Origin of the sequence: Streptomyces sp. NPDC048185, assembly GCF_043202495.1 — a bacterium.
Lineage (GTDB): Bacteria > Actinomycetota > Actinomycetes > Streptomycetales > Streptomycetaceae > Streptomyces.
This window is the reverse complement of sequence record NZ_JBIDAN010000003.1, coordinates 661,245-681,482: the sequence shown is the minus strand read 5'-3', so window position 1 is coordinate 681,482 and position 20,238 is coordinate 661,245. Positions and strand designations below refer to the sequence as shown.

Below are 20,238 nucleotides of genomic sequence, written 5' to 3'. Positions count from 1 at the left end.
CTTTGTACTCACCCTCTCGGGCTTTCCTCCGGGCGCTTCCCTTCGGTCTTGCGTTTCCGACTCTATCAGATCGTTTTCCGATCCGATTTCCTCGGCGCTTTCCAGGTTCCCGCTTTCGCGTTTCCCTTTCCGGCGGTTCCGACTCTATCAGATCCTTTCGGGCCCTGATTCCCCGTCAGAGGGGGGTGTCTTCCCGGCTGTTGGGCCGTTCCGACGAGTGAGACTCTAGCGGATTCCCGACTCCCGAGCTAATCGGGGGCCGCGTCCTTTCGAACGTGGATTCCTCATTCCGAAAATACGCGCGCCAATGACACGACGACGCCGACAGCGCGACTGTCGTCGAGAAGTGGTTGGTACTTGCGGAATCGCTGTCCGGGGACCGACCGAAGTCGGCGCTCACGTCGGACAACTCGGAGAACACTACGGATGGGGGCATGCCGTGTCAACTCCGTGGCGGGGCGATCGTCCACCGCGTAGCGTGTGGGGCGTGATGACGCGTACGTGCAACCAGTTCTGGTGGGCCGCCTGACGGCGGCCGCGCTCACGTACGCACTCGACGGCCGCCGCTTCGGCGGCCGTTCTCGTATCTCCCTCCTGGAGGGGCGGCCGGCGGGTGGCGGCGGCCCTGAGCAGGAGGTGGAGAGATGACGCGGGTCTTCAGTGGGGTCAAGCCGACCGGGCACTTGACCCTGGGGAACTACCTGGGAGCCATGCGGCAGTGGGCCGCGGAGGACCAGCATCGGTCGGACGCGCTGTTCTGCGTCGTCGATCTGCACGCGCTGACCGTCGACCACGATCCGGCTCGGGTGCGACGGCTGAGCCGGCAGGCGGCGTCACTGCTGCTGGCGGCGGGGCTCGAGCCGGAGTCGTGCACCGTGTTCGTCCAGAGTCATGTGGACGAACACGCACGGCTGTCGTACCTCCTGGAGTGCGTCGCCACGGACGGTGAGATGCGCCGGATGATCCAGTACAAGGAGAAGGCCGTCCGCGAGCGGGAGCGGGGCGGGAGCGTGCGGTTGTCGCTGCTGACGTATCCCGTGCTGATGGCGGCCGACATCCTGGCGTACGGGACGGACGAGGTGCCGGTGGGGCACGACCAGACGCAGCATGTGGAGCTGGCCCGGGATCTCGCGGTGCGGTTCAACCAGCGGTACGGGCAGACGTTCGTGGTGCCCAGGGCGACGAACCCGGCGGTTGCCGCCCGTGTCATGAATCTGCAGGAGCCGGCGTCGAAGATGGGCAAGAGCGACGACGTCGGGCCGGGGATCGTCTATGTGCTGGACGAGCCGGACGTGGTGCGGAAGAAGGTCATGCGGGCGGTGACCGACAGCGGGCGCGAGGTCGTGTACGACCGGGAGGCCCGGCCGGGGCTCGCGAACCTGCTGGAGATCCTCGCCGCGTGCACCGGTGGGGTGCCGGCGGAACTGGCACGGGCGTACGACTCGTACGGCGCGCTGAAGAAGGACGTCGCGGAGGCCGTGGTGGAGGTGCTGCGGCCGGTGCGGGAGCGGCACCGGGAGCTGTGCGCGGATCCCGGTTACGTGGAGGGGGTGCTGCGGGTGGGTGCGGAGAAGGCGCGGGCGATGGCTCGGCCGACCGTGGACGCCGCTTATCGCGCGATCGGGCTGTTGCCGCTGGTGCCGGAGACCGTGGTGAACGCGGCCCGGTAGGCGCGGGGGCTGGTGGCGAGGCGCGACGCGAAGTGCTGGCGCATCGTGACCTCGCTGCCGAAGCCGGCCCGGCGGGCGATCTCGGGCATGGGGAGGTCGGTGCGTTCCAGGAGTTTCTGGGCTGCGGCTATGCGCTGGTCGAGGAGCCAGCGCAGCGGGGTGGTGCCGGTGGCCGCCGTGAAGTGGCGGGCGAAGGAGCGGGGGGACATACCGGCGCCGGCGGCCAGGTCGGCGACGGTCAAGGGCTCGTGGAGATGGCGCAGGGCGTGCTCGCGGACGGCGGCGAGGGCGTCGGCGTCCCGGTCGGTGCGCTGGGTGGGGTGCTCGATGAACTGGGCCTGGGTGCCTGTCCGGAAGGGGGCGGTGACCATCGAGCGGGCGATGGTGGCGGCGGCCTCGGCGCCGTGGGCCAGGCGGACCAGGTGGAGGCAGAGGTCGATGCCGGCCGCGGTGCCGGCCGCGGTCCAGAGGTTGTCGTCCTCGATGAAGAGGGCGTCGGGGACGACGGTGACCCGGGGGTGGTGGGTGCGCAGGAGGTCGGTCAGCCGCCAGTGGGTGATGGCGCGGCGGCCGTCGAGCAGGCCCGCCTGGGCGAGGGTGAACGCGCCGCCGCACAGGGCGGCGACGGTGGTGCCGCGGGTGTGGGCGCGGCGGAGGGCGTCGAGGACCGGGGCGGGGGCCGGGGTGAGGTGGTCGTCGAGGCCGGGGACCACGACGAGGTCGGCGTGGTCCAGCCAGTCGAGGGGCCTGTCGGGCTGGAGGGCGAGGCCGCCGCGCATCGGGACGGTGGCGGTGCCGTCGGCGGCGACGCGGCGCAGGTCGAAGGCGGGGGCGCCGCGGTCGGTGCGGTCGGTGCCCCAGACCTCGGTGATGACGGAGACGTCGAAGGCCCGGATACCGGGGAAGGCGACGAGGGCGACGCGGTACGGGGCCTGGTCGCCGGCCTGTGCTGCCATGGGTGGCAGTAAACCATCGATCGCTGACTTCTGCGCCTCTGGGGAGTGCGGCTGTCCGGCGGCACGATCGTGGGCATGGACATCGCAGAGAACGCAGCGCTGGTGGTCGTGGACGTGCAGAAGGGTTTCGAGGAGATCGGCTTCTGGGGGACGCGCAACAACCCGGCGGCGGACGACAACATCGCCGCCCTCGTCGACGTATGGCAGTCGACCGGGCGGCCGGTCGTCTTTGTGCGGCACGACTCGGTCAAGCCGGGGTCGCCGTTGCGGACGGGGTACGAGGGCAACGGCTTCAAGGAGTACGTGGAGCAGCGGCGCGGCAAGGGGGGCGGGGCGGAGCTGCTGGTGACGAAGACCGTGAACTCGGCCTTCCTCGGAACGCCGGACCTGGGCGCGTGGCTGCGGGAGCGGGAGGTGTCGCAGGTGGTGCTGGCCGGGATCCAGACGAACATGTGTGTCGAGACGACGGCTCGGATGGGCGGGAACCTCGGGTACGACGTGCTGGTCGCCTTCGACGCGACGTACACCTTCGACCTGGAGGGGCCCTTCGGCTGGCGGCAGAGCGCGGACGAGCTGGCGCGGGCGTCGGCGGTGTCGCTGCACGGGGGCGGGTTCGCGCGGGTGGTGACGACGGGGGACGTGGTGGCCGCGGCGGAGTGAGCCCCCCGCGGGGAGGGCTCACCGGGGCGTCAGTCCTTGGTGCCGGAGGCGAGTTCGCGGCTGCGGTCGCGGGCGGCTTCCAGGGCGGCGATGAGGGCCGCTCGGACGCCGTGGTTCTCGAGTTCGCGGATGGCGTTGATGGTGGTGCCGGCGGGTGACGTGACGTTCTCGCGGAGCTTGACCGGGTGTTCGCCGCTGTCGCGGAGCATCTTGGCGGCGCCGATCGCGGACTGGACGATCAGGTCGTGGGCCTTGTCGCGGGGCAGGCCGAGGAGGATGCCGGCGTCGGTCATGGCTTCGACCAGGTAGAAGAAGTAGGCCGGGCCGGAGCCGGAGAGGGCGGTGCAGGCGTCCTGCTGGTTCTCGGGGACGCGGAGCGTCTTGCCGACGGCGCCGAAGATCTCCTCCGCGTGGGCGAGGTGGGCGGCCGTGGCGTGGGTGCCGGCGGAGATGACGGACATGGCCTCGTCCACGAGGGCGGGGGTGTTCGTCATGACGCGGACCACCGGGGTGCCGGCCGCGAGGCGGTCCTCGAAGAAGGAGGTCGGGATGCCCGCGGCGCCGCTGATGATCAGGCGGTCGGCGGGGATGTGCGGGGCGAGTTCGTCGAGGAGGGTGCCCATGTCCTGCGGCTTGACCGTGAGGATCAGGGTGTCGGCGGTCTTGGCGGCCTCGGCGTTGGTGACGGGGGTGACTCCGTGGCGGGTGCGGAGTTCTTCGGCGCGTTCCGGGCGGCGGGCGGTGACCAGGAGGTCGGCGGGGGACCAGCCCGAGCCGATCATCCCGCTGAGCAGGGCTTCGCCGATCTTGCCGGTGCCGAGGACTGCGACTTTCTGGGTCATGGGTTTCGGTGCCCTCCGGTGCCCTGTCTGGGGTGTGCGTCCGTCGTCGCCATCCTCGCACTCGGGAGGGCGGGTGGGGCGCCGCGTCCAGTCCGCGGGACGGGGCGCCGGACGGGCGGGACTACGCCGTCCGGCGTTTCAGGGTCGCCGCGCCCAGGGCGAGGACCAGGAAGGCGCAGCCCGCGACGATCAGGGCGTCGCGGACGAAGGCGGCGGTGATGTCGGTGTGGCGCAGGACCTCGTTCATGCCGTCGACCGCGTAGGACATCGGCAGGACGTCGGAGACGGCCTCCAGGGCCGGGTGCATGCGGTCGCGGGGAGTGAAGAGGCCGCAGAGGAGGAGCTGGGGGAAGATCACTGCCGGCATGAACTGGACCGCCTGGAATTCCGAGGCCGCGAAGGCCGAGACGAAGAGGCCGAGTGCGGTGCCCAGGAGGGCGTCGAGCAGGGCGACCAGGAGGAGGAGCCAGGGGCTGCCGGTCACGTCGAGGCCGAGGAACCAGACCGCCAGACCCGTCGCCAGGGCCGACTGGACGATCGCGAGGGCGCCGAAGGCGAGGGCGTAGCCGGCGATGAGGTCGCCCTTGCCGAGCGGCATGGCGAGGAGGCGTTCGAGGGTGCCCGAGGTGCGCTCGCGCAGGGTCGCGATGGACGTGACCAGGAACATCGTGATCAGCGGGAAGATCCCGAGCAGGGAGGCGCCGATGTCGTCGAAGGTGCGCGGGCTGCCGTCGAAGACGTAGCGCAGCAGGAACAGCATCAGGCAGGGGATCAGGAGCAGCAGCGCGATCGTGCGGGGGTCGTGGGCGAGCTGCCGCAGGACGCGGGTGGCGGTGGCCGTGGTGCGGGAGAGGTTGAGGGGGTGGGTGGGGGCCGGGCGGAGTGCGGCCGCGGTGGTGGGGGTCGTGGTGGTCATCGCGTGGTCTCCTTCGTGCGGGCCGCTGCCGTGGCCTCGTCCACCAGGTGCAGGAAGGCCTCCTCGACCGTTTCGGCGTCCGTGCGGGTGCGCAGGGCGTCGGGGGTGTCGTCGGCGAGGAGCGTGCCCTCGCGCAGCAGGAGGAGGCGGTGGCAGCGCTCGGCCTCGTCCATGACGTGGGAGGAGACGAGGAGGGTGGTGCCGCGGTCGGCGGCGAGGGAGTGGAACAGGGTCCACAGGTCGCGGCGGAGCACCGGGTCGAGACCGACCGTCGGTTCGTCGAGGACGAGGAGCTCGGGGGTGCCGAGCAGGGCCACGGCGAGGGAGACGCGGCTGCGCTGGCCGCCGGAGAGGTTGCCGGCCAGGGCGTCGGCGCGAGTGGTGAGGTCGACGTCGGCGATGGCCCGGGTGACGGTGTCGCGGCGGCGGTCGGCGGAGGCGCGGCCGGGGTCGAGGATCGCGGCGAAGTAGTCGAGGTTCTGGCGGACGGTGAGGTCGTCGAAGACGGACGGGGCCTGGGTGACGTAGCCGATGCGGGTGCGCAGGGCGGGGTGGCCGGCGGGCCGGCCGAGGACGTCCAGGGTGCCGGTGACCTTGGCCTGGGTGCCGGCGATCGCGCGCATGAGCGTGGACTTGCCGCAGCCGGAGGGGCCGAGGAGGCCGGTGATCCGGCCGCGCGGGACGGTGAAGCCGAGGCCGCGCAGGACGGTGCGGGAGCCGCGGGCGACGGTGAGGTCCTCGGCGTGGACGGCGGGGGCGGCCGTCCGGTCGCCGGTGGCCGTCCGGCCCCGGGCGGCGCCGTCTACGGCTGTCGCCTGGTCGTCGGGAGGGTGGGGCGAGTAATTCATCATGCGATGAATAGTGCTCCCGCAGTCCCGTCGCGTCAAGCGGTCGAGGGGGTCCTGGCGAGCAGCAGGATCACGTCGTACGTCTCCTCGACGATCCCGTCCGGGAAGACGGCCCGCAGGTGCTCCCGCTCCTCGGCCAGGAAGGCCGCGCCGCGTTCCTCGCCGTGCGTGAGGAAGACGGAGTGGCTGGCGATGTTGGCCAGGTGCGTGTCCAGCGGGACGCGGCGGCTCCAGCGGATCGTGCGGCGGGTGAAGGCCAGACGGCCGGAGGGGTCGGCGGCGCGGGCGTCCACGTTCCGTTTCTCGGCGGAGACGTTCAGGCCGAACTGCCGCCGCGTGCGCTCGGCCGCCTCGGCCGTCCACGGCACGTCGAGGGCCTCGGCGTTCCACCACAGCGCCAGCGCCCCGCCCGGACGCAGCACGCGCAGCGCCTCCGGCACCGACCGGGCGGGGTCGGTCCAGTGCCACGCCTGGGCGCAGGTGAGGAGGTCGAGGCAGTGGTCGGCGAGGGGAAGGGCGTTGCCGTTGCCACGGACCAGCGGCACGCCGGGAAGGCCCCGGCGGAACTCGGCCGCCATGCCCTCGCCGGGCTCGACGGCGATCACGTCGGCGCCGCGCTCGAGCAGGCGGGCGGTGGCGATGCCCGTGCCGGCGCCGATGTCCGCGACGCGCGAGCCGGCCAGGGGGCGGCCGGACAGTTCCTCGATCGCGTCGAAGAGGGCGGGCGGGTAGGAGGGGCGGTTGGCGGCGTACTGGGCCGCGGCCGCGTTGAAGGAGTGGGCGCGGGCGGCGTGGTCGGCCGGCGGGTGGGCGCTCGGTGTCGTCATGCGGCCATGGTGACCGGGTGGCCGCGGGGCGACGGGGCCTTTCCCGAGGCGGGCCGGCGCCGGGGGTCCGGCGGGCGGGGCAGGGGCCGGTCGGTGCGTGCGGTGTGCGGGCGCGGCCCCGGTCGTGTTTGTGACGTCCCTCCGTCCGCTCGAGGGGGGGGGCGGGCTCGCGTCCGGTGCGTGCTCTCGGCGTGCCGGGGGGGGAGTCTCTCGTACTGGGTCTACGCCGGGCGTCGACCCGTGCGGCGGGCGTGCGTGGCAGGCGTCGTGGGGCAGGAGGGACTGTGTGGGCGCGGCCTAGGAGCGGCGGCGCTTCTTCGACGGGTTGCGGGAGCGGCGCGTGGTGCGCTTCTCGTACTCCTCGCGGGCCCTGTCGTACTCGGTGCGGTGCAGCTTCTCGCCCGGGGCCTCGGTGAAGGTGCGGAGGAAGTAGGCCAGGAGCGTGCCGACGAAGCCGATGGTGAGCAGGCCGCGCAGGGAGGACTGGCGGTCGGGGTCGGGGCGGCTGCTGAAGCCGGACCAGGTGTGCCGGAAGGCCAGGGCGCTGCAGACCGCGAACATCACGACCATCAGCAGCGACACGAAACCGCCGATGTCGGCGATCTGGAGGCCCTCGTAGGCGACGCGGAGGACGAAGCAGGCGGCGGCCGCGACGGCGAGGGAGCCGACGGCCAGGCCGGCCCGGCGGGCGGCGTAGCCGTTGTCGTGGTGCACCCAGGTCGTGCCGAAGAACCGGAGGGGTTCGGGTCGGGGCCCGGCCGGGGGTGTGGGGCCCGCGGGGGTGTCCGGATTGCCGTTCGTGCCGTTCTCTGCGCTCACGGAACGATTATGGCGCCGGAGGTGCCGCGGGCCCCGGGCGGGCTCAGGAGCAGCGGGACGCGACGTAGCCGTCGCTGCCGGTGCGCACGTACGTGTCGGAGACGTAGCCGTTGCCTATGTTGTCCCAGATGGTGCTGGTGCCGTACGGACCCGTCACCCTCGTCCCCGGCGTCTGGCAGTGGATGGCGACGCGGGCCCCCTCCGCCAGGACCCGCACGATGCCGTAGCCGGTGCCCGGGCCACTGCGGACGTTGAGCCGGACGCCCGGCGCGACCGGGTAGTACGAGACGGCCGCGGCGGTCGCCGTCGCCGCGACGGCTTCCGTGCCGCCGCCGGTCTCTTCCAGATGGTCGACATGGCCGACAGTCATGTGTTCTCCCCCGTCGGACCCCGCGCGTGCCGCGGCGTCCTGTCGATTCCGCTGTGACGAGCTGTCCGGAACGAGCCGCCACACGCGAGTTCACGACTCGCACGCGGAGGCTAGCAAGCCGCCTCGGCCCCGTACGCGTCATCGACTAGGCTCCGAGCGTCGCGCGCGCTGAGGAACAGTACGGGGGTGGTCCCATGGCGCCACGGGAGTACGACGGAGCGGGCGCGGAAGCGGAACTTCCGGAATATGCCGGTCACTACCGTCTGGAGTCCTGTCTGGGATCGGGCGGCATGGGCGTCGTGCACGTGGCCCGCAGCACCTCCGGGATGAAGCTGGCGGTGAAGGTCGTCCACGCCCGCTATGCCGAAGACCCCGAGTTCCGGGGGAGGTTCCGGCAGGAGGTGGCCGCGGCGCGGCGGGTGAGCGGTGCCTTCACCGCGCCGGTCGTGGACGCCGACCCGGAGGCCGGACGGCCCTGGATGGCCACCCTGTTCATCCCCGGGCCGACCCTCTCGGAGCAGGTGAAGCGGAACGGGCCCATGGACCCCGCGCAGTTGCGCCGGCTGATGGCCGGGCTCGCCGAGGCGCTGCGGGACATCCACCGGGTCGGGGTCGTGCACCGGGACCTGAAACCGAGCAACGTGCTGCTCGCCGAGGACGGCCCGAAGGTCATCGACTTCGGCATCTCCCGGCCGAAGGACAGCGAACTGCGGACCGAGACCGGGAAGCTGATCGGCACGCCCCCGTTCATGGCGCCCGAGCAGTTCCGCAGGCCCCGGGAGGTGGGTCCCGCGGCGGACGTCTTCGCCCTCGGCTCGCTGATGGTGCACGCGGCGACCGGGCGCGGGCCCTTCGACTCGGACAGCCCGTACGTCGTCGCCTACCAGGTCGTGCACGACGAGCCCGACCTGACGGGCGTGCCGGAGACGCTCGCGCCACTGGTGCTGCGGTGCCTGGCCAAGGAGCCGGACGACCGGCCCACGCCGGACGAGCTGATGCGGCAGCTGCGGTCGGTGGCGGCGTCGTACGACACCCAGACCTTCCTGCGGGCACCGCGCACCGAGGAGGCGGACGGGCCGGGGACCGGGACGCCGGCGCCTCCGGCGGCCGAGTCCGATTCGGCCGAGTCCGCGGCGGCCGAGTCCCCGGTGCGGCCCGCGCGCCGCCTCGGCCGGCGGACGGCGCTGGTCGCCGGGGTGCTCTGCCTCGCCGTGCTCGGCGGGCTCGCCTCGCTCCAGTGGTCCGGCGGCTCCGAGCCGGCACGGCAGACCGCCGTCGCGCAGGACGCGTCCGGCTTCGGCGCATGGGAGTCGGAGGCGGCCTCGGGGGGCGGCATGCCCCAGTGCTCCTACGGGGCGGGCAAGCTGGTGTGCGGGCGGCCCGGGACGGTCTACGCCCTCGATCCGGCCGACGGCCGCACGCTGTGGCGGCACGAGGTCGAGGAGGCGACGCGGAGCGAACCGCCTGTCCTGACGGGCGGTCTCGTGCAGCCCGAAGTGGGCCTGATCGGTGACCTGGAGGCGCTCGACCCCGCCACCGGCGAGGTGGCGTGGCACAAGGGGATGCCCGAGTACAACGGGCTGCGGTGCGCGGGCGGCATGATCCTGCTCACCGCGGCCGACGGGCGGGTCACCGGCGTGGACGGCACCTCGGGCGAGATCACGTGGTCGCACCGGATCGCCGGACAGGCCGTGCCGTACTTCACCTCGTTCGCCGGGGACGCGACGGCCTACGCGGCGACCGTGTCGGACGACGGGTCCCGGACCCGGGTGACCGCGGTGGACCCGGCCACCGGGGACGTGCGGTGGGACGCCGATCTGGAGGGCACGGTGACGCCGGTGGGTGCGGCGGACGGGTCCGTGTACTTCCTGGTCGGTGGCGAGACCTACGGGGACGCGACCGCCGTGGTGCGCTACACGCCCGCCGGCGGGGCGACCCGCCGGGTGACGCTGGACGTCCCGGTCGCCGAGGCCCAGGCCGGGGTGCGCGGGGACACCGTGCACCTGATGGGCGCGGGCGGCTCGCTGGTGGCCGTCGACATGGCGTCCGGGAAACAGGGGTGGCGGCTGGAGACCGGGGTGAGCCGGGGCTCGGCCCCCGTCTCCGACGGACGGCACGTGTACGTCACCGCCCCCGACGGGCGGCTCCTCGGGGTCGACGCCCGCACGGGCAAGCTGCTCGGGCAGACGACGCCGAGGTTCGGGGCCGACTCCGACCGCGTGCCCGCCTCGCTGCCGGCGCCGGTGCTCGCGGGCGGGCACGTCTACGCCGGTGCGCCGGACGGGACCGTGTTCGGCGTGGACGGGCGGGACCCGGCCGCCTGGTAGCCGGGGTCCCGCGGGCCCTCGGTCAGCCCAGCTTGCTCACGTCACGCACGGCGCCCTTGTCGGCGCTCGTCGCCATCGCGGCGTACGCCCTCAGGGCCGCGGAGACCTTGCGCTCGCGGTTCTTCGGGGCGTACACGCCGTTCAGGGCCTGCTCGCGGCGGGCCAGCTCGGCGTCGTCGACCAGCAGCTCGATGGAGCGGTTCGGGATGTCGATGCGGATGCGGTCGCCGTCCTCGACGAGGGCGATGGTGCCGCCCGAGGCGGCCTCCGGGGAGGCGTGGCCGATGGACAGGCCGGACGTGCCGCCGGAGAACCGGCCGTCGGTGACCAGTGCGCACGCCTTGCCGAGGCCCCGGCCCTTCAGGTACGAGGTCGGGTAGAGCATCTCCTGCATGCCGGGGCCGCCCTTGGGGCCCTCGTAGCGGATGACGACGACGTCGCCCTCCTTGACCTGCTGGGTGAGGATCTTCTGGACGGCCTCCTCCTGCGACTCGCAGACCACCGCGGGGCCCTCGAAGGTCCAGATGGACTCGTCGACGCCGGCGGTCTTCACGACACAGCCGTCGACGGCCAGGTTGCCCTTGAGGACCGCGAGGCCGCCGTCCTTGGAGTAGGCGTGCTCGGCCGAGCGGATGCAGCCGCCCTCGGCGTCGGTGTCCAGCGCCTCCCAGCGCTCGGACTGGGAGAAGGCCTCGGCGGTGCGGACGCAGCCGGGCGCCGCGTGCCACAGCTCGACGGCCTCGGGCGACGGGGAGCCGCCGCGCACGTCCCAGGTCTTCAGCCAGTCGGCCAGGGACGGGCTGTGGACCGAGTGGACGTCCTCGTTCAGCAGGCCGGCGCGGTGCAGCTCGCCGAGGAGGGCGGGGATGCCGCCGGCCCGGTGCACGTCCTCCATGTAGTACGTGCGGTCCTTGGCGACGTTCGGCGCGACCTTCGCCAGGCACGGCACCCGGCGCGAGACGGCGTCGATCTGCTCCAGGCCGAAGGGCACGCCGGCCTCCTGGGCGGCGGCCAGCAGGTGCAGGATCGTGTTGGTGGAGCCGCCCATCGCGATGTCGAGGGCCATGGCGTTCTCGAACGCCTGGAAGGTCGCGATGTTGCGCGGCAGGGCCGAGTCGTCGTCCTGCTCGTAGTAGCGGTGGACCAGGTCCATCACGGTGCGCGCGGCGTCGACGTAGAGCTGCTTGCGCGCGGTGTGGGTGGCCAGGACCGAGCCGTTGCCGGGCAGGGACAGGCCGATGGCCTCGGTCAGGCAGTTCATCGAGTTGGCGGTGAACATGCCGGAACAGGAGCCGCAGGTCGGACAGGCGTTCTCCTCGATGCGGAGCATGTCCTCGTCGGAGATCTTGTCGTTCACGGCGTCGGACATCGCGTCGACCAGGTCGAGCGTGCGGACCGTGCCGTCGACCAGGGTGGCCCGGCCGGACTCCATCGGGCCGCCGGAGACGAAGACCGTCGGGATGTTCAGCCGCAGGGCGGCGTTGAGCATGCCCGGGGTGATCTTGTCGCAGTTGGAGATGCAGATCAGGGCGTCGGCGCAGTGGGCCTCGACCATGTACTCCACGCTGTCCGCGATCAGGTCGCGGGAGGGCAGGGAGTAGAGCATGCCGCCGTGCCCCATGGCGATGCCGTCGTCGACGGCGATCGTGTTGAACTCGCGCGGGATGCCGCCGGCCGCGACGACGGCCTCGCTGACGATCCGGCCCACCGGGGCGAGGTGCGTGTGGCCCGGCACGAACTCCGTGAAGCTGTTGGCGATCGCGATGATCGGCTTCCGCCCGATGTCCGCGCCGGGTACACCGGAGGCACGCATAAGGGCGCGGGCGCCCGCCATGTTGCGGCCGTGGGTGACTGTGCGGGACCTCAGCTCGGGCATCGTCGCTCGCTCCTTCGGAGAGTTCTGTCAGGAAACGCTGACAGTTTTCTGACTGTCGACGAGCGTACGCCGGTCATCCAGGGACCGGGACAAGGTGTCCGGAATGCGGGACGGCTGTCTCGCCACCGGGGGCTCTCAGGGGCCGGTGAGGTGGTTCTGCACGACCGGCGCGAGCCGCGCGACGATCCGCTCGGGGTCCGCCGACGCCAGCGGCTCCACCTTGATCACGTACCGGAGCATCGCGCACCCCACCAGCTGGGCCGCCGCCAGCTCGGCGCGCAGCTCCGCGTCCGGCAGGTCCAGCCGTTCGGCGATGCGGCGCAGCAGCTGGGCGGCGACCAGCCGGCGGAAGACGGCGGCGGCGGTGTCGTTGTTCACGGCCGAGCGGATGATGGCCAGTAGCGGCGCGCGGGTGCCGGGGTTCTCCCAGAGGCCCAGGATGAAGCGGGTCAGGCGCTCGCCGACCCCGTCCAGCGGGCCGTCGCCGAGCGCCTCGGGGGCATCGAGGGCGGGGGCGAAGGCGACCTCGATCGCCGCCTCGAAGACCTGTTCCTTGGTGCCGAAGTAGTGGTGCACGAGCGCGGAGTCCACGCCCGCCGCCTTGGCGATGCCGCGCACGGAGGTCTTCTCGTAACCCCGCTCGGAGAACTCCTCGCGGGCCACGGCGAGGATGCGGTCGCGGGTGCCGGCGGACTCGGTGCGCGGCGGGCGGCCGCGGCGGCGGGCGGGGGTGCCCGGGCTGGGGGTGCCGGGGGCGTCGGGGGCGGGGGCGTCGGGGCCGCCGGAGGCGCCTGGGGTTCTCTCGGTGGCGTCGCTCACGGCCGGGGCGACCTCGCCGTCGAGGAGGCCGACGCCAGGTGCAGGCGCGTGAAGGCCAGCGCCTCGGCCAGGTCGGCCTCACGTTCGGCGCTGGACATGGCGCGACGGGTGTTGACCTCGATGACGACATGGCCGTCGAAACCGGTGTGCGCGAGGCTCTCCAGCACCTCGGCGCAGGGCTGGTCGCCGCGGCCCGGAACGAGGTGTTCGTCCTTGGCGGAGCCCTTGCCGTCGGCGAGGTGGACGTGGCCGAGGCGGTCGCCCATCCGCTCGATCATGCCGAGGGTGTCGGTGCGGGCCGTGGCGGCGTGACTGAGGTCGATCGTGAAGTGACGGTAGTCCTCCTTCGTCACGTCCCAGTCGGGCGCGTAGGCCAGCATCTCGCGGTCCCGGTAGCGCCAGGGGTACATGTTCTCGACCGCGAACCGTACGTCCGTCTCGTTCGCCATCCGCCAGATGCCGCTGACGAAGTCCCGGGCGTACTGGCGCTGCCAGCGGAACGGAGGGTGCACGACGACGGTGCTCGCGCCCAGCTTCTCGGCGGCCGCCTGGGCGCGCTGGAGCTTGGTCCAGGGGTCGGTGGACCAGACCCGCTGGGTGATGAGCAGGCAGGGCGCGTGCACGGCCAGGATCGGCATCCGGTGGTAGTCGCTGAGCCGGCGCAGGGCCTCGATGTCCTGGCTGACCGGATCGGTCCACACCATGACCTCGACACCGTCGTACCCGAGGCGCGCGGCGATCTCGAAGGCCGTCGCCGTCGACTCCGGGTAGACGGAAGCCGTCGACAGGGCGACCTTCGCGTCCGGGATGCGGACTACGTCCCTTGGTTCTGCCACGGGGGCCAGGTTACGGGGTGGCGGTCGGAGGGTGCGGGGGGCGTGGGGGGCGTTGTGGCGAGTGCCATAGCCGCGGGGCGGGAGCGGGCGAGGGTACGGGGCGCGTACGGGCGGGGGCGGGGGCGGTTTGCGGGCGGGAGCGGCGGGGGCCGTTTGCGGGCGGGAGCGGCCCCCGGCGGGTGGCCTCGGCGGGAGCGGCCTCGGCGGGAATCCGGACCGAGCGGCTCCGACAGGGAGGAACCCCGGACGGGAGCGCCCCCAAGCGAGACGGCCTTCCGGCAGCGACTCCGGGCGAGGGGCAGCCGCGGTGGGAGCGGCTCCAGGGGAGGCGGTCTCGACGGGAGCCGCCCCAGGCAAGTGGCTCCTCGGCGAGAGCGGCCCCAGGCGGGTGGCCTCGGCGGGAGGCCCCAGGGGAGGTGGCCTCGGCGGGAGGCCCCAGGGGAGGCGGTCTCGGCGGGAGCCGCCCCAGGCAGGTGGCTCCTCGGCGGGAGCCGCCCCAGGCAGGTGGCTCCTCGGCGGGAGCCGCCCCAGGGGAGGCGGTCTCGGCGGGAGCCGCCCCAGGGGAGGCGGGCTCGGCGGGAGCCGCCCCAGGGGAGGCGGGCTCGGTGGGAGCCGCCCCAGGGGAGGCGGGCTCGTCAGGTCTGGTCCATGTGGTCCAGTCTGCGGAGGATGACGCCCTCTCTGAGGGCCCAGGGGCAGATCTCCAGGCTCTCCACGTGGAAGAGGTCCATCGCGGCCTCGGCGACCAGGGCGCCGGCCAGGAGCTGGCTCGCGCGGCCCTCGGAGACGCCGGGGAGCTCGGCGCGCTCGGCGGCGGTCATGGCGCCCAGGCGGGGCACCCAGGCCTCCAGTGAGGCACGTTTCAGCTCGCGCTGGACGTAGAGGCCCTCCGCCGAGCGGGCGGCGCCCGCGATGCGGGCCAGCTGCCGGAAGGTCTTGGAGGTGGCGACCACGTGGTCGGGGGCGCCGAAACGGCTGAACTCGCCGACCGTGCGGGCGATCTCCGTACGGACGTGGCGGCGCAGCGCCCGGACGTCGTCCGGGTCCGGCGGGTCGCCGGGCAGCCAGCCGGCGGTCAGCCGGCCCGCGCCGAGCGGCAGCGACACGGCCGTGTCCGGCTCCTCGTCGATGCCGTACGCGACCTCCAGGGAGCCGCCGCCGATGTCGAGGACCAGCAGCTTGCCCGCCGACCAGCCGAACCAGCGGCGGACGGCGAGGAACGTGAGCCGGGCCTCCTCGGCGCCGCTGAGCACCGCGAGCTCGACGCCGGTCTCGTCGCGTACGCGCGCGAGGACGTCGTCGGCGTTGCGTGCCTCGCGCACCGCGGAGGTGGCGAAGGGCAGGAGGTCCTCGACGCCCTTGTCCTCGGCGGCCTGGAGCGCCTCGTGGACGACCGTGATCAGCCGGTCCACGCCCTCGGGTCCGATGGCACCCTCGTCGTCGAGGAGTTGGGCGAGGCGCAGCTCCGCCTTGTGCGAGTGCGCGGGCAGCGGCCGTGCGCCGGGGTGTGCGTCGACCACCAGCAGATGCACCGTGTTCGAACCCACGTCGAGGACACCGAGTCTCATGGAGGGAACGCTACTGCCGACGGGGCGGACAGCGGTGCCGTCGTCCGGCCCCGGCGTCTTACCCTGGAGCCGTGCCAAAGACGAAAAAGGCGAAGGACGAAAAGTCGCCCAAGAGGGACAAGCAGGGCAAGAAGGGCGGGCTGAGCGAGGCCGCCGGGGTCATCGGGGTCTCTCCGGCGGGTCCCGCGCCCGACGACGAGAAGGGCCTCGACTTCCCGCGGGCGTGGGTCGAGTTCCCGGACCCGGCGGACGACGAGCAGGTCTTCCGCTGCGATCTGACCTGGCTGACCTCCCGCTGGAACTGCATCTTCGGCAGCGGCTGCCAGGGCATCCAGGCGGGCCGCGCGGACGACGGGTGCTGCTCGCTGGGCGCGCACTTCTCCGACGAGGACGACGAGCAGCGGGTCGCCGAGCACGTGGCGAGGCTCACGCCGGACATCTGGCAGCACCACGCCGAGGGCACCCGGAACGGCTGGGTCTCCGAGGACGACGAGGGCTCCCGGCAGACCCGCCCCTTCCAGGGCTCGTGCATCTTCCAGAACCGGCCCGGCTTCGAAGGCGGCGCGGGCTGCTCGCTGCACATCCTCGCGCTGCGGGAGGGCAGGGAGCCGCTGGAGACCAAACCGGACGTGTGCTGGCAGCTGCCGGTGCGGCGGACGTACGAGTGGATCGACCGGCCCGACGACACCCGCGTCCTCCAGGTGTCGATCGGTGAGTACGACCGGCGCGGCTGGGGGCCCGGCGGGCACGACCTGCACTGGTGGTGCACGTCGGCGACCTCCGCGCACGGCGCGGGCGACCCGGTGTACGTCAGCTATCGGCCGGAGCTGATCGAGCTGATGGGCAAGGCGGGCTACGACCGGCTGGTGGAGCTGTGCGAGGCACGGCTGGCGTCGCAGCTGCCCTTGGTGGCACCGCACCCGGCGGACCCGGCGACCCGCTGAGGCGACGGTCAGGAGGTGACCGGGCTCGGGTCGCCGCCGCCGTCGGGCGTCGGTGACGAGCTGCCCGTGCCGCCGGTCGGGTCCGGTTCGGTGGGCGTCGGGTCCGGGCCCGGTGACGTGGGCGTCGGGTCGACGGTCGGCGTGGGGTCGGGCGGTGCCGGGGTCGACGTCGACGGGTCCGGGGCGGGCGGGGACGACGCGTCGTCGGGCGTGCTCGGGCGCGGGTCCGGGCGGGACGGGCTCGGCGCGGTGCCGTAGCCGTGGATGGAGACGACGGCACCTGCCGGCGAGACGGCGACCTTGGCGCTCCAGGGGCCGGACGGCTCGCGCAGATGGTCGACGTACACCCTGATCGTCAGCACCTCGCCGGGGCGGAGCGTCCCCGAGGACTGGCTCAGGTAGAGCCAGGGGGCGCTGGTGGAGGCGGACCAGCGCACCGGTGCGTCGCCGGTCGCGGCCAGGGTGACCAGCGTGGTGTCGCCGTGGTTCCCCGCCGTCACGTCGAGGCGGCCGGCGCCCTTGGCACCCGCGCCGGAGACGCTGACGACCTCCACGGAGACGTCGGCCTTGCCGTCCTTGCCGAAGCGGGTGCCGGGCGTGCTGCTCGCGTTGCCGGCGTTCTCGTAGCCGTAGCCGTCGCCGTCCGCTGAGCCGCCGTTCAGGCCGTCGGGGCCCTGCGCCTCGGTGGCGCTGGCCGAGCGGCCGTCCTGGCCCTCGCCGACCGGGGTGCCGCGATACGCCGCCCACAGGGCCAGCACGGGGGCCGCGACGACCGTGGCGACGACCGTGGTGGTGACGGCGCGGGCCCGCAGGCGGTCCCGGCGGGCCGCGCGGTCCTTCGGGTCCATCGGGAAGCCGCGCCGGTCGAAACGCGGTGCCGCGCCCCGCGTGCGGGGGCCGTGGGCCATGGCGACGTGCAGCGCCGCGCGCGGGGCCTCCAGGACCGGCAGTTCGGCGGGGGTGACGGCGGTGCCGGGCCAGCGGCCGGGAATCGCGCGCTCGGCGGCGCGGCGGCAGCGCGGGCAGTCGTCGACGTGCCGGACCAGTTCGCGGCGCAGGGCGGCGCTGAGCACGAAGCGGTTCTCGCCGGTGAGGCGGGACACGCCCCGGCAGGCGCCGGTCTCGACGACCGCCAGGGCCGCGCGGGTGCGTTCGACCTCGCAGGCGGCCGCGGCGAGCAGGTCGCGGGCGGCGGCGAGGTCCATGCCGAGCACGGCGGCGACCTCGTGGGCGGCGAGGTGATGGCGTACCGCGAGTTCGAGGGCCTCGCGCTGCTCCGGGGTCGTGCCGGCGGCCTCCGGCCAGGCCAGCAGGGCGAGTTCGCGGCGGCGGCGCTCCTGCTCCTCGCCGGACGGGGGCGGGGCCGGGGTCGGGTTCGCGGAGGGCGGCGTGGACTGCTGCGCCGGGCGGTGCCGGGCGCGGCCCGTACGGTCCGCCGCCGGGCGGCCGGCCGCGTGGCTGCCCGGACGTTTCTGCTTGGCCTCGGCCAGCTTGCGCAGACAGGCCCAGCGGGCCAGTGCATACAGCCAGGCGCGGCGGTCCTCGGCGTCGGGGCCGCGGTGGTCGCGGCGCTCGGCGAGCACCAGGACGTCGCCCAGGGCGGCGGTCGCGGTGTCGTGGTCGCACAGGACGGACAGGCAGTAGGTGAACAGGCCGTCCAGGTAGGCCTCGTAGCGCGTGGGCGGCCGCTGCGCCAGCGTGCGCGCCGCCGCGCGGTCACGCGCTTCCCGGTGTGCCCGGTGGGTGCCGGTCGTGCGGGTCGTGGTCTCCGGACTGGTCCTCATCACCCGGTGACCGTAGGCGGCCATGGGTGGCGCGAACTGGCGCGTTGGACACTTTTAATCCGTACGGGTGAAACGATCCCTCGTAAGGGGACAGGGGCCTGTTGTTCCGTGGCCGGGCCGGGGTGGAACGGCCCGTTCGGGTGCCTCCGGTGGGGGGTGGGGGGTGCCGGTGCCTCCGGCGGTGGTGCGGGGTGCCTGCGGCGGCCTGTGCGGGTTCGGTGGGGGTGCGGGGTGCCTGCGGCGGCCTGTGCGGGTTCGGTGGGGGTGCGCGTAGCGCGGTGCGTGGTCTGTGGGTCGGGGCCGCGCCGGGGGGTGTCCGTCCTCGGAACGGCGCGGAATCGGGGACTGACCAACAGGCGGGGCGTCGACGCGCCAACCGCTGCGGGCGGACACCCCCCGACACGTCCCCTTCCCGCCGAACGCGGCTGACCGCCGTCACCCCCATCCGGCTGCGGTCCGGTCCGCCGTCCCGCCCCAGCTGCGGGCTGCCGCCCGTCCCGCCCCAGCTGCGGGCAGTCGTGCCGCTGGGGCGGCACGGGTGGGCGCAGCGGCACCCCGACAGCGCCGGGTACCGCGACCCACCCCCGGCCCACCTCAACGCCGGGCGCCTCCACGGCGCCGGGTTACGCGGCCCACCCCCGTCCACGCCGGGCACCCCGGCAGCGCCGGGCCGCGCGGCCCGGCCCCTGGAGCACCCGCCCGCGACGCGTTGTCGGTGGGGCCGGTTACCGTCGTGCCATGGCTGCCCGTACGAAGACCACCAAGGACCGACCGTCCTACCGCTGCACCGAATGCGGCTGGCAGACGGCCAAGTGGCTCGGCCGCTGCCCCGAGTGCCAGGCCTGGGGCACGGTCGAGGAGTACGGCGCGCCCGCGGTCCGTACGACGACGCCGGGCCGCGTCACCACCTCCGCGCTGCCCATCGGTCAGGTCGACGGCCGTCAGGCGACCGCCCGCCCGACCGGCGTGCCCGAGCTGGACCGGGTGCTCGGCGGCGGACTGGTGCCGGGCGCCGTGGTGCTCGTCGCGGGCGAGCCCGGCGTCGGCAAGTCCACGCTGCTGCTCGACGTCGCGGCCAAGTCGGCCAGCGAGAAGCACAAGACCCTCTACGTCACGGGTGAGGAGTCGGCCAGCCAGGTGCGGCTGCGTGCCGACCGGATCAAGGCCATCGACGACCATCTGTACCTCACCGCGGAGACCGACCTCGCGGCGGTGCTGGGGCACCTGGACGCGGTCGAGCCGTCGCTGCTGATCCTCGACTCCGTGCAGACGGTGGCCTCCCCCGAGATCGACGGCGCCCCCGGTGGCATGGCGCAGGTGCGGGAAGTGGCCGGTGCTCTCATCCGCGCCTCCAAGGAGCGCGGCATGTCCACCCTGCTGGTGGGCCACGTCACCAAGGACGGCGCCATCGCCGGGCCCCGGCTGCTGGAGCACCTCGTGGACGTCGTCCTGCATTTCGAGGGCGACCGGCACGCGCGGCTGCGCCTGGTGCGGGGCGTCAAGAACCGGTACGGGACGACGGACGAGGTCGGCTGCTTCGAGCTGCACGACGAGGGCATCACCGGCCTCGCCGACCCCAGCGGGCTGTTCCTCACGCGTCGTGCCGAGCCCGTGCCCGGCACCTGTCTGACCGTCACCCTGGAGGGGCGCCGGCCGCTGGTGGCCGAGGTGCAGGCGCTCACCGTCGACTCGCAGATTCCCTCCCCGCGGCGCACCACGTCCGGTCTGGAGACGTCCCGGGTGTCGATGATGCTGGCCGTGCTGGAGCAGCGGGGCCGGATCAGCGCGCTGGGCAAAAGGGACATCTACAGCGCGACGGTCGGTGGGGTGAAGCTCTCCGAGCCGGCCGCCGACCTCGCCATCGCGCTCGCCCTCGCGTCGGCCGCCAGCGACACCCCGCTCCCCAAGAACCTCGTCGCGATCGGCGAAGTGGGTCTCGCCGGCGAGGTGAGACGGGTCACGGGCGTGCAGCGAAGGCTCGCCGAGGCGCACCGGCTGGGATTCACCCATGCCCTGGTACCGACCGATCCGGGCAGGGTCCCTGACGGCATGAAGGTCCTGGAAGTCGCGGACATGGGGGACGCCCTGCGGGTCCTTCCGCGCTCCCGTCGGCGAGAGGCCCCACGGGAGGAGGAGGACCGCCGGTAGACTTTGCCCTGGTCTCGCCCGTCCGTAC

General features: G+C 73.6%; 17 protein-coding genes. 5 read left to right on the top strand and 12 right to left on the bottom strand.

The genetic code is table 11. The features are described from left to right. Positions 1–644: 644 nt before the first annotated feature. Positions 645–1,670, top strand: a complete 1,026-nt coding sequence (gene trpS, locus ACGF3H_RS13680) for a tryptophan--tRNA ligase (protein ID WP_362500534.1) — start codon at positions 645–647, stop codon at positions 1,668–1,670. Here the strand turns inward: trpS and ACGF3H_RS13675 are convergent. Next, positions 1,610–2,626, bottom strand: a complete 1,017-nt coding sequence (locus ACGF3H_RS13675) for a helix-turn-helix domain-containing protein (RefSeq protein ID WP_362500535.1) — start codon at positions 2,624–2,626, stop codon at positions 1,610–1,612. The genes trpS and ACGF3H_RS13675 overlap by 61 nt on opposite strands. 75 nt (positions 2,627–2,701) lie before the next feature. On the opposite strand from ACGF3H_RS13675, the gene ACGF3H_RS13670 reads away from it, so the two are divergent. Further along, entirely contained in the window at positions 2,702–3,286 is a 585-nt protein-coding gene (locus ACGF3H_RS13670) for a cysteine hydrolase family protein (RefSeq protein ID WP_362500536.1), read from the top strand. A gap of 29 nt (positions 3,287–3,315) precedes the next feature. On the opposite strand, the gene proC is transcribed toward ACGF3H_RS13670, so the two are convergent. From proC to ACGF3H_RS13640, 6 genes are all read right to left on the bottom strand, one after another. Continuing rightward, positions 3,316–4,128 (bottom strand): pyrroline-5-carboxylate reductase, encoded by an 813-nt coding sequence (gene proC / locus ACGF3H_RS13665; protein ID WP_362500537.1) that lies wholly within the window; start codon positions 4,126–4,128, stop codon positions 3,316–3,318. Between the two features lie 121 nt (positions 4,129–4,249). Then, the gene (locus ACGF3H_RS13660) at positions 4,250–5,044 is read right to left on the bottom strand and encodes an ABC transporter permease (RefSeq protein ID WP_362500538.1); all 795 of its coding nucleotides are present in this window, start codon (positions 5,042–5,044) and stop codon (positions 4,250–4,252) included. After that, positions 5,041–5,895 carry an ABC transporter ATP-binding protein gene (locus ACGF3H_RS13655; RefSeq protein ID WP_362500539.1) on the bottom strand — a complete coding sequence of 285 codons (855 nt, stop codon included), beginning with the start codon at positions 5,893–5,895 and terminating at the stop codon, positions 5,041–5,043. The genes ACGF3H_RS13660 and ACGF3H_RS13655 overlap by 4 nt, the downstream gene beginning before the upstream one ends. A 32-nt stretch (positions 5,896–5,927) precedes the next feature. Beyond that, positions 5,928–6,719 carry a class I SAM-dependent methyltransferase gene (locus ACGF3H_RS13650; protein WP_362500540.1) on the bottom strand — a complete coding sequence of 264 codons (792 nt, stop codon included), beginning with the start codon at positions 6,717–6,719 and terminating at the stop codon, positions 5,928–5,930. A gap of 297 nt (positions 6,720–7,016) precedes the next feature. Then, a complete protein-coding gene (locus ACGF3H_RS13645) occupies positions 7,017–7,538 on the bottom strand; it encodes an EamA/RhaT family transporter (protein WP_362500541.1) in 522 nt (173 codons plus the stop codon). Positions 7,539–7,581: 43 nt separating this feature from the next. Then, positions 7,582–7,908, bottom strand: a complete 327-nt coding sequence (locus ACGF3H_RS13640) for an SH3 domain-containing protein (RefSeq protein WP_362500542.1) — start codon at positions 7,906–7,908, stop codon at positions 7,582–7,584. A gap of 194 nt (positions 7,909–8,102) precedes the next feature. Between ACGF3H_RS13640 and ACGF3H_RS13635 the strand changes: the two genes are divergently transcribed. Continuing rightward, positions 8,103–10,235, top strand: coding sequence for a serine/threonine-protein kinase (locus tag ACGF3H_RS13635; RefSeq protein WP_362500543.1), 2,133 nt, complete (start codon positions 8,103–8,105; stop codon positions 10,233–10,235). 22 nt (positions 10,236–10,257) lie between these two features. Here ACGF3H_RS13635 and ilvD read toward each other — a convergent pair whose 3' ends face one another. From ilvD to ACGF3H_RS13615, 4 genes are all read right to left on the bottom strand, one after another. Continuing rightward, entirely contained in the window at positions 10,258–12,111 is a 1,854-nt protein-coding gene (gene ilvD, locus ACGF3H_RS13630) for a dihydroxy-acid dehydratase (RefSeq protein WP_362500544.1), read from the bottom strand. A 135-nt stretch (positions 12,112–12,246) separates the two neighbouring features. Then, positions 12,247–12,930: a TetR family transcriptional regulator gene (locus ACGF3H_RS13625; protein ID WP_362500545.1), complete on the bottom strand. Its 684-nt coding sequence runs from the start codon at positions 12,928–12,930 to the stop codon at positions 12,247–12,249. Further along, the gene (locus ACGF3H_RS13620; protein ID WP_362500546.1) at positions 12,927–13,766 is read right to left on the bottom strand and encodes a sugar phosphate isomerase/epimerase; all 840 of its coding nucleotides are present in this window, start codon (positions 13,764–13,766) and stop codon (positions 12,927–12,929) included. The genes ACGF3H_RS13625 and ACGF3H_RS13620 overlap by 4 nt, the downstream gene beginning before the upstream one ends. Positions 13,767–14,401: 635 nt before the next feature. Further along, positions 14,402–15,334, bottom strand: coding sequence for a Ppx/GppA phosphatase family protein (locus ACGF3H_RS13615; protein WP_362500547.1), 933 nt, complete (start codon positions 15,332–15,334; stop codon positions 14,402–14,404). A gap of 140 nt (positions 15,335–15,474) precedes the next feature. On the opposite strand from ACGF3H_RS13615, the gene ACGF3H_RS13610 reads away from it, so the two are divergent. Then, positions 15,475–16,278, top strand: a complete 804-nt coding sequence (locus ACGF3H_RS13610) for a hypothetical protein (protein WP_393816484.1) — start codon at positions 15,475–15,477, stop codon at positions 16,276–16,278. A gap of 8 nt (positions 16,279–16,286) precedes the next feature. Here ACGF3H_RS13610 and ACGF3H_RS13605 read toward each other — a convergent pair whose 3' ends face one another. Beyond that, on the bottom strand, positions 16,287–18,062 hold the full coding sequence (locus ACGF3H_RS13605; protein ID WP_362500549.1) for a hypothetical protein: 1,776 nt from the start codon (positions 18,060–18,062) through the stop codon (positions 16,287–16,289). Between the two features lie 738 nt (positions 18,063–18,800). Here ACGF3H_RS13605 and radA point away from each other — a divergent pair. Further along, positions 18,801–20,210: a DNA repair protein RadA gene (gene radA, locus ACGF3H_RS13600; RefSeq protein ID WP_362490370.1), complete on the top strand. Its 1,410-nt coding sequence runs from the start codon at positions 18,801–18,803 to the stop codon at positions 20,208–20,210. The last annotated feature ends 28 nt before the right edge of the window (positions 20,211–20,238 follow it).

Excerpts from the sequence above, each read along its gene's own strand:
- ACGF3H_RS13615 (WP_362500547.1), bottom strand. The coding sequence starts at position 15,334 with ATGAGACTCGGTGTCCTCGACGTGGGTTCGAACACGGTGCATCTGCTG.
- ACGF3H_RS13640 (WP_362500542.1), bottom strand. The coding sequence starts at position 7,908 with ATGACTGTCGGCCATGTCGACCATCTGGAAGAGACCGGCGGCGGCACG.
- ACGF3H_RS13650 (WP_362500540.1), bottom strand. The coding sequence starts at position 6,719 with ATGACGACACCGAGCGCCCACCCGCCGGCCGACCACGCCGCCCGCGCC.
- radA (WP_362490370.1), top strand. The coding sequence starts at position 18,801 with ATGGCTGCCCGTACGAAGACCACCAAGGACCGACCGTCCTACCGCTGC.
- proC (WP_362500537.1), bottom strand. The coding sequence starts at position 4,128 with ATGACCCAGAAAGTCGCAGTCCTCGGCACCGGCAAGATCGGCGAAGCC.
- ACGF3H_RS13675 (WP_362500535.1), bottom strand. The coding sequence starts at position 2,626 with ATGGCAGCACAGGCCGGCGACCAGGCCCCGTACCGCGTCGCCCTCGTC.
- ACGF3H_RS13605 (WP_362500549.1), bottom strand. The coding sequence starts at position 18,062 with ATGAGGACCAGTCCGGAGACCACGACCCGCACGACCGGCACCCACCGG.
- ACGF3H_RS13660 (WP_362500538.1), bottom strand. The coding sequence starts at position 5,044 with ATGACCACCACGACCCCCACCACCGCGGCCGCACTCCGCCCGGCCCCC.
- ACGF3H_RS13655 (WP_362500539.1), bottom strand. The coding sequence starts at position 5,895 with ATGATGAATTACTCGCCCCACCCTCCCGACGACCAGGCGACAGCCGTA.
- trpS (WP_362500534.1), top strand. The coding sequence starts at position 645 with ATGACGCGGGTCTTCAGTGGGGTCAAGCCGACCGGGCACTTGACCCTG.
- ilvD (WP_362500544.1), bottom strand. The coding sequence starts at position 12,111 with ATGCCCGAGCTGAGGTCCCGCACAGTCACCCACGGCCGCAACATGGCG.
- ACGF3H_RS13670 (WP_362500536.1), top strand. The coding sequence starts at position 2,702 with ATGGACATCGCAGAGAACGCAGCGCTGGTGGTCGTGGACGTGCAGAAG.
- ACGF3H_RS13635 (WP_362500543.1), top strand. The coding sequence starts at position 8,103 with ATGGCGCCACGGGAGTACGACGGAGCGGGCGCGGAAGCGGAACTTCCG.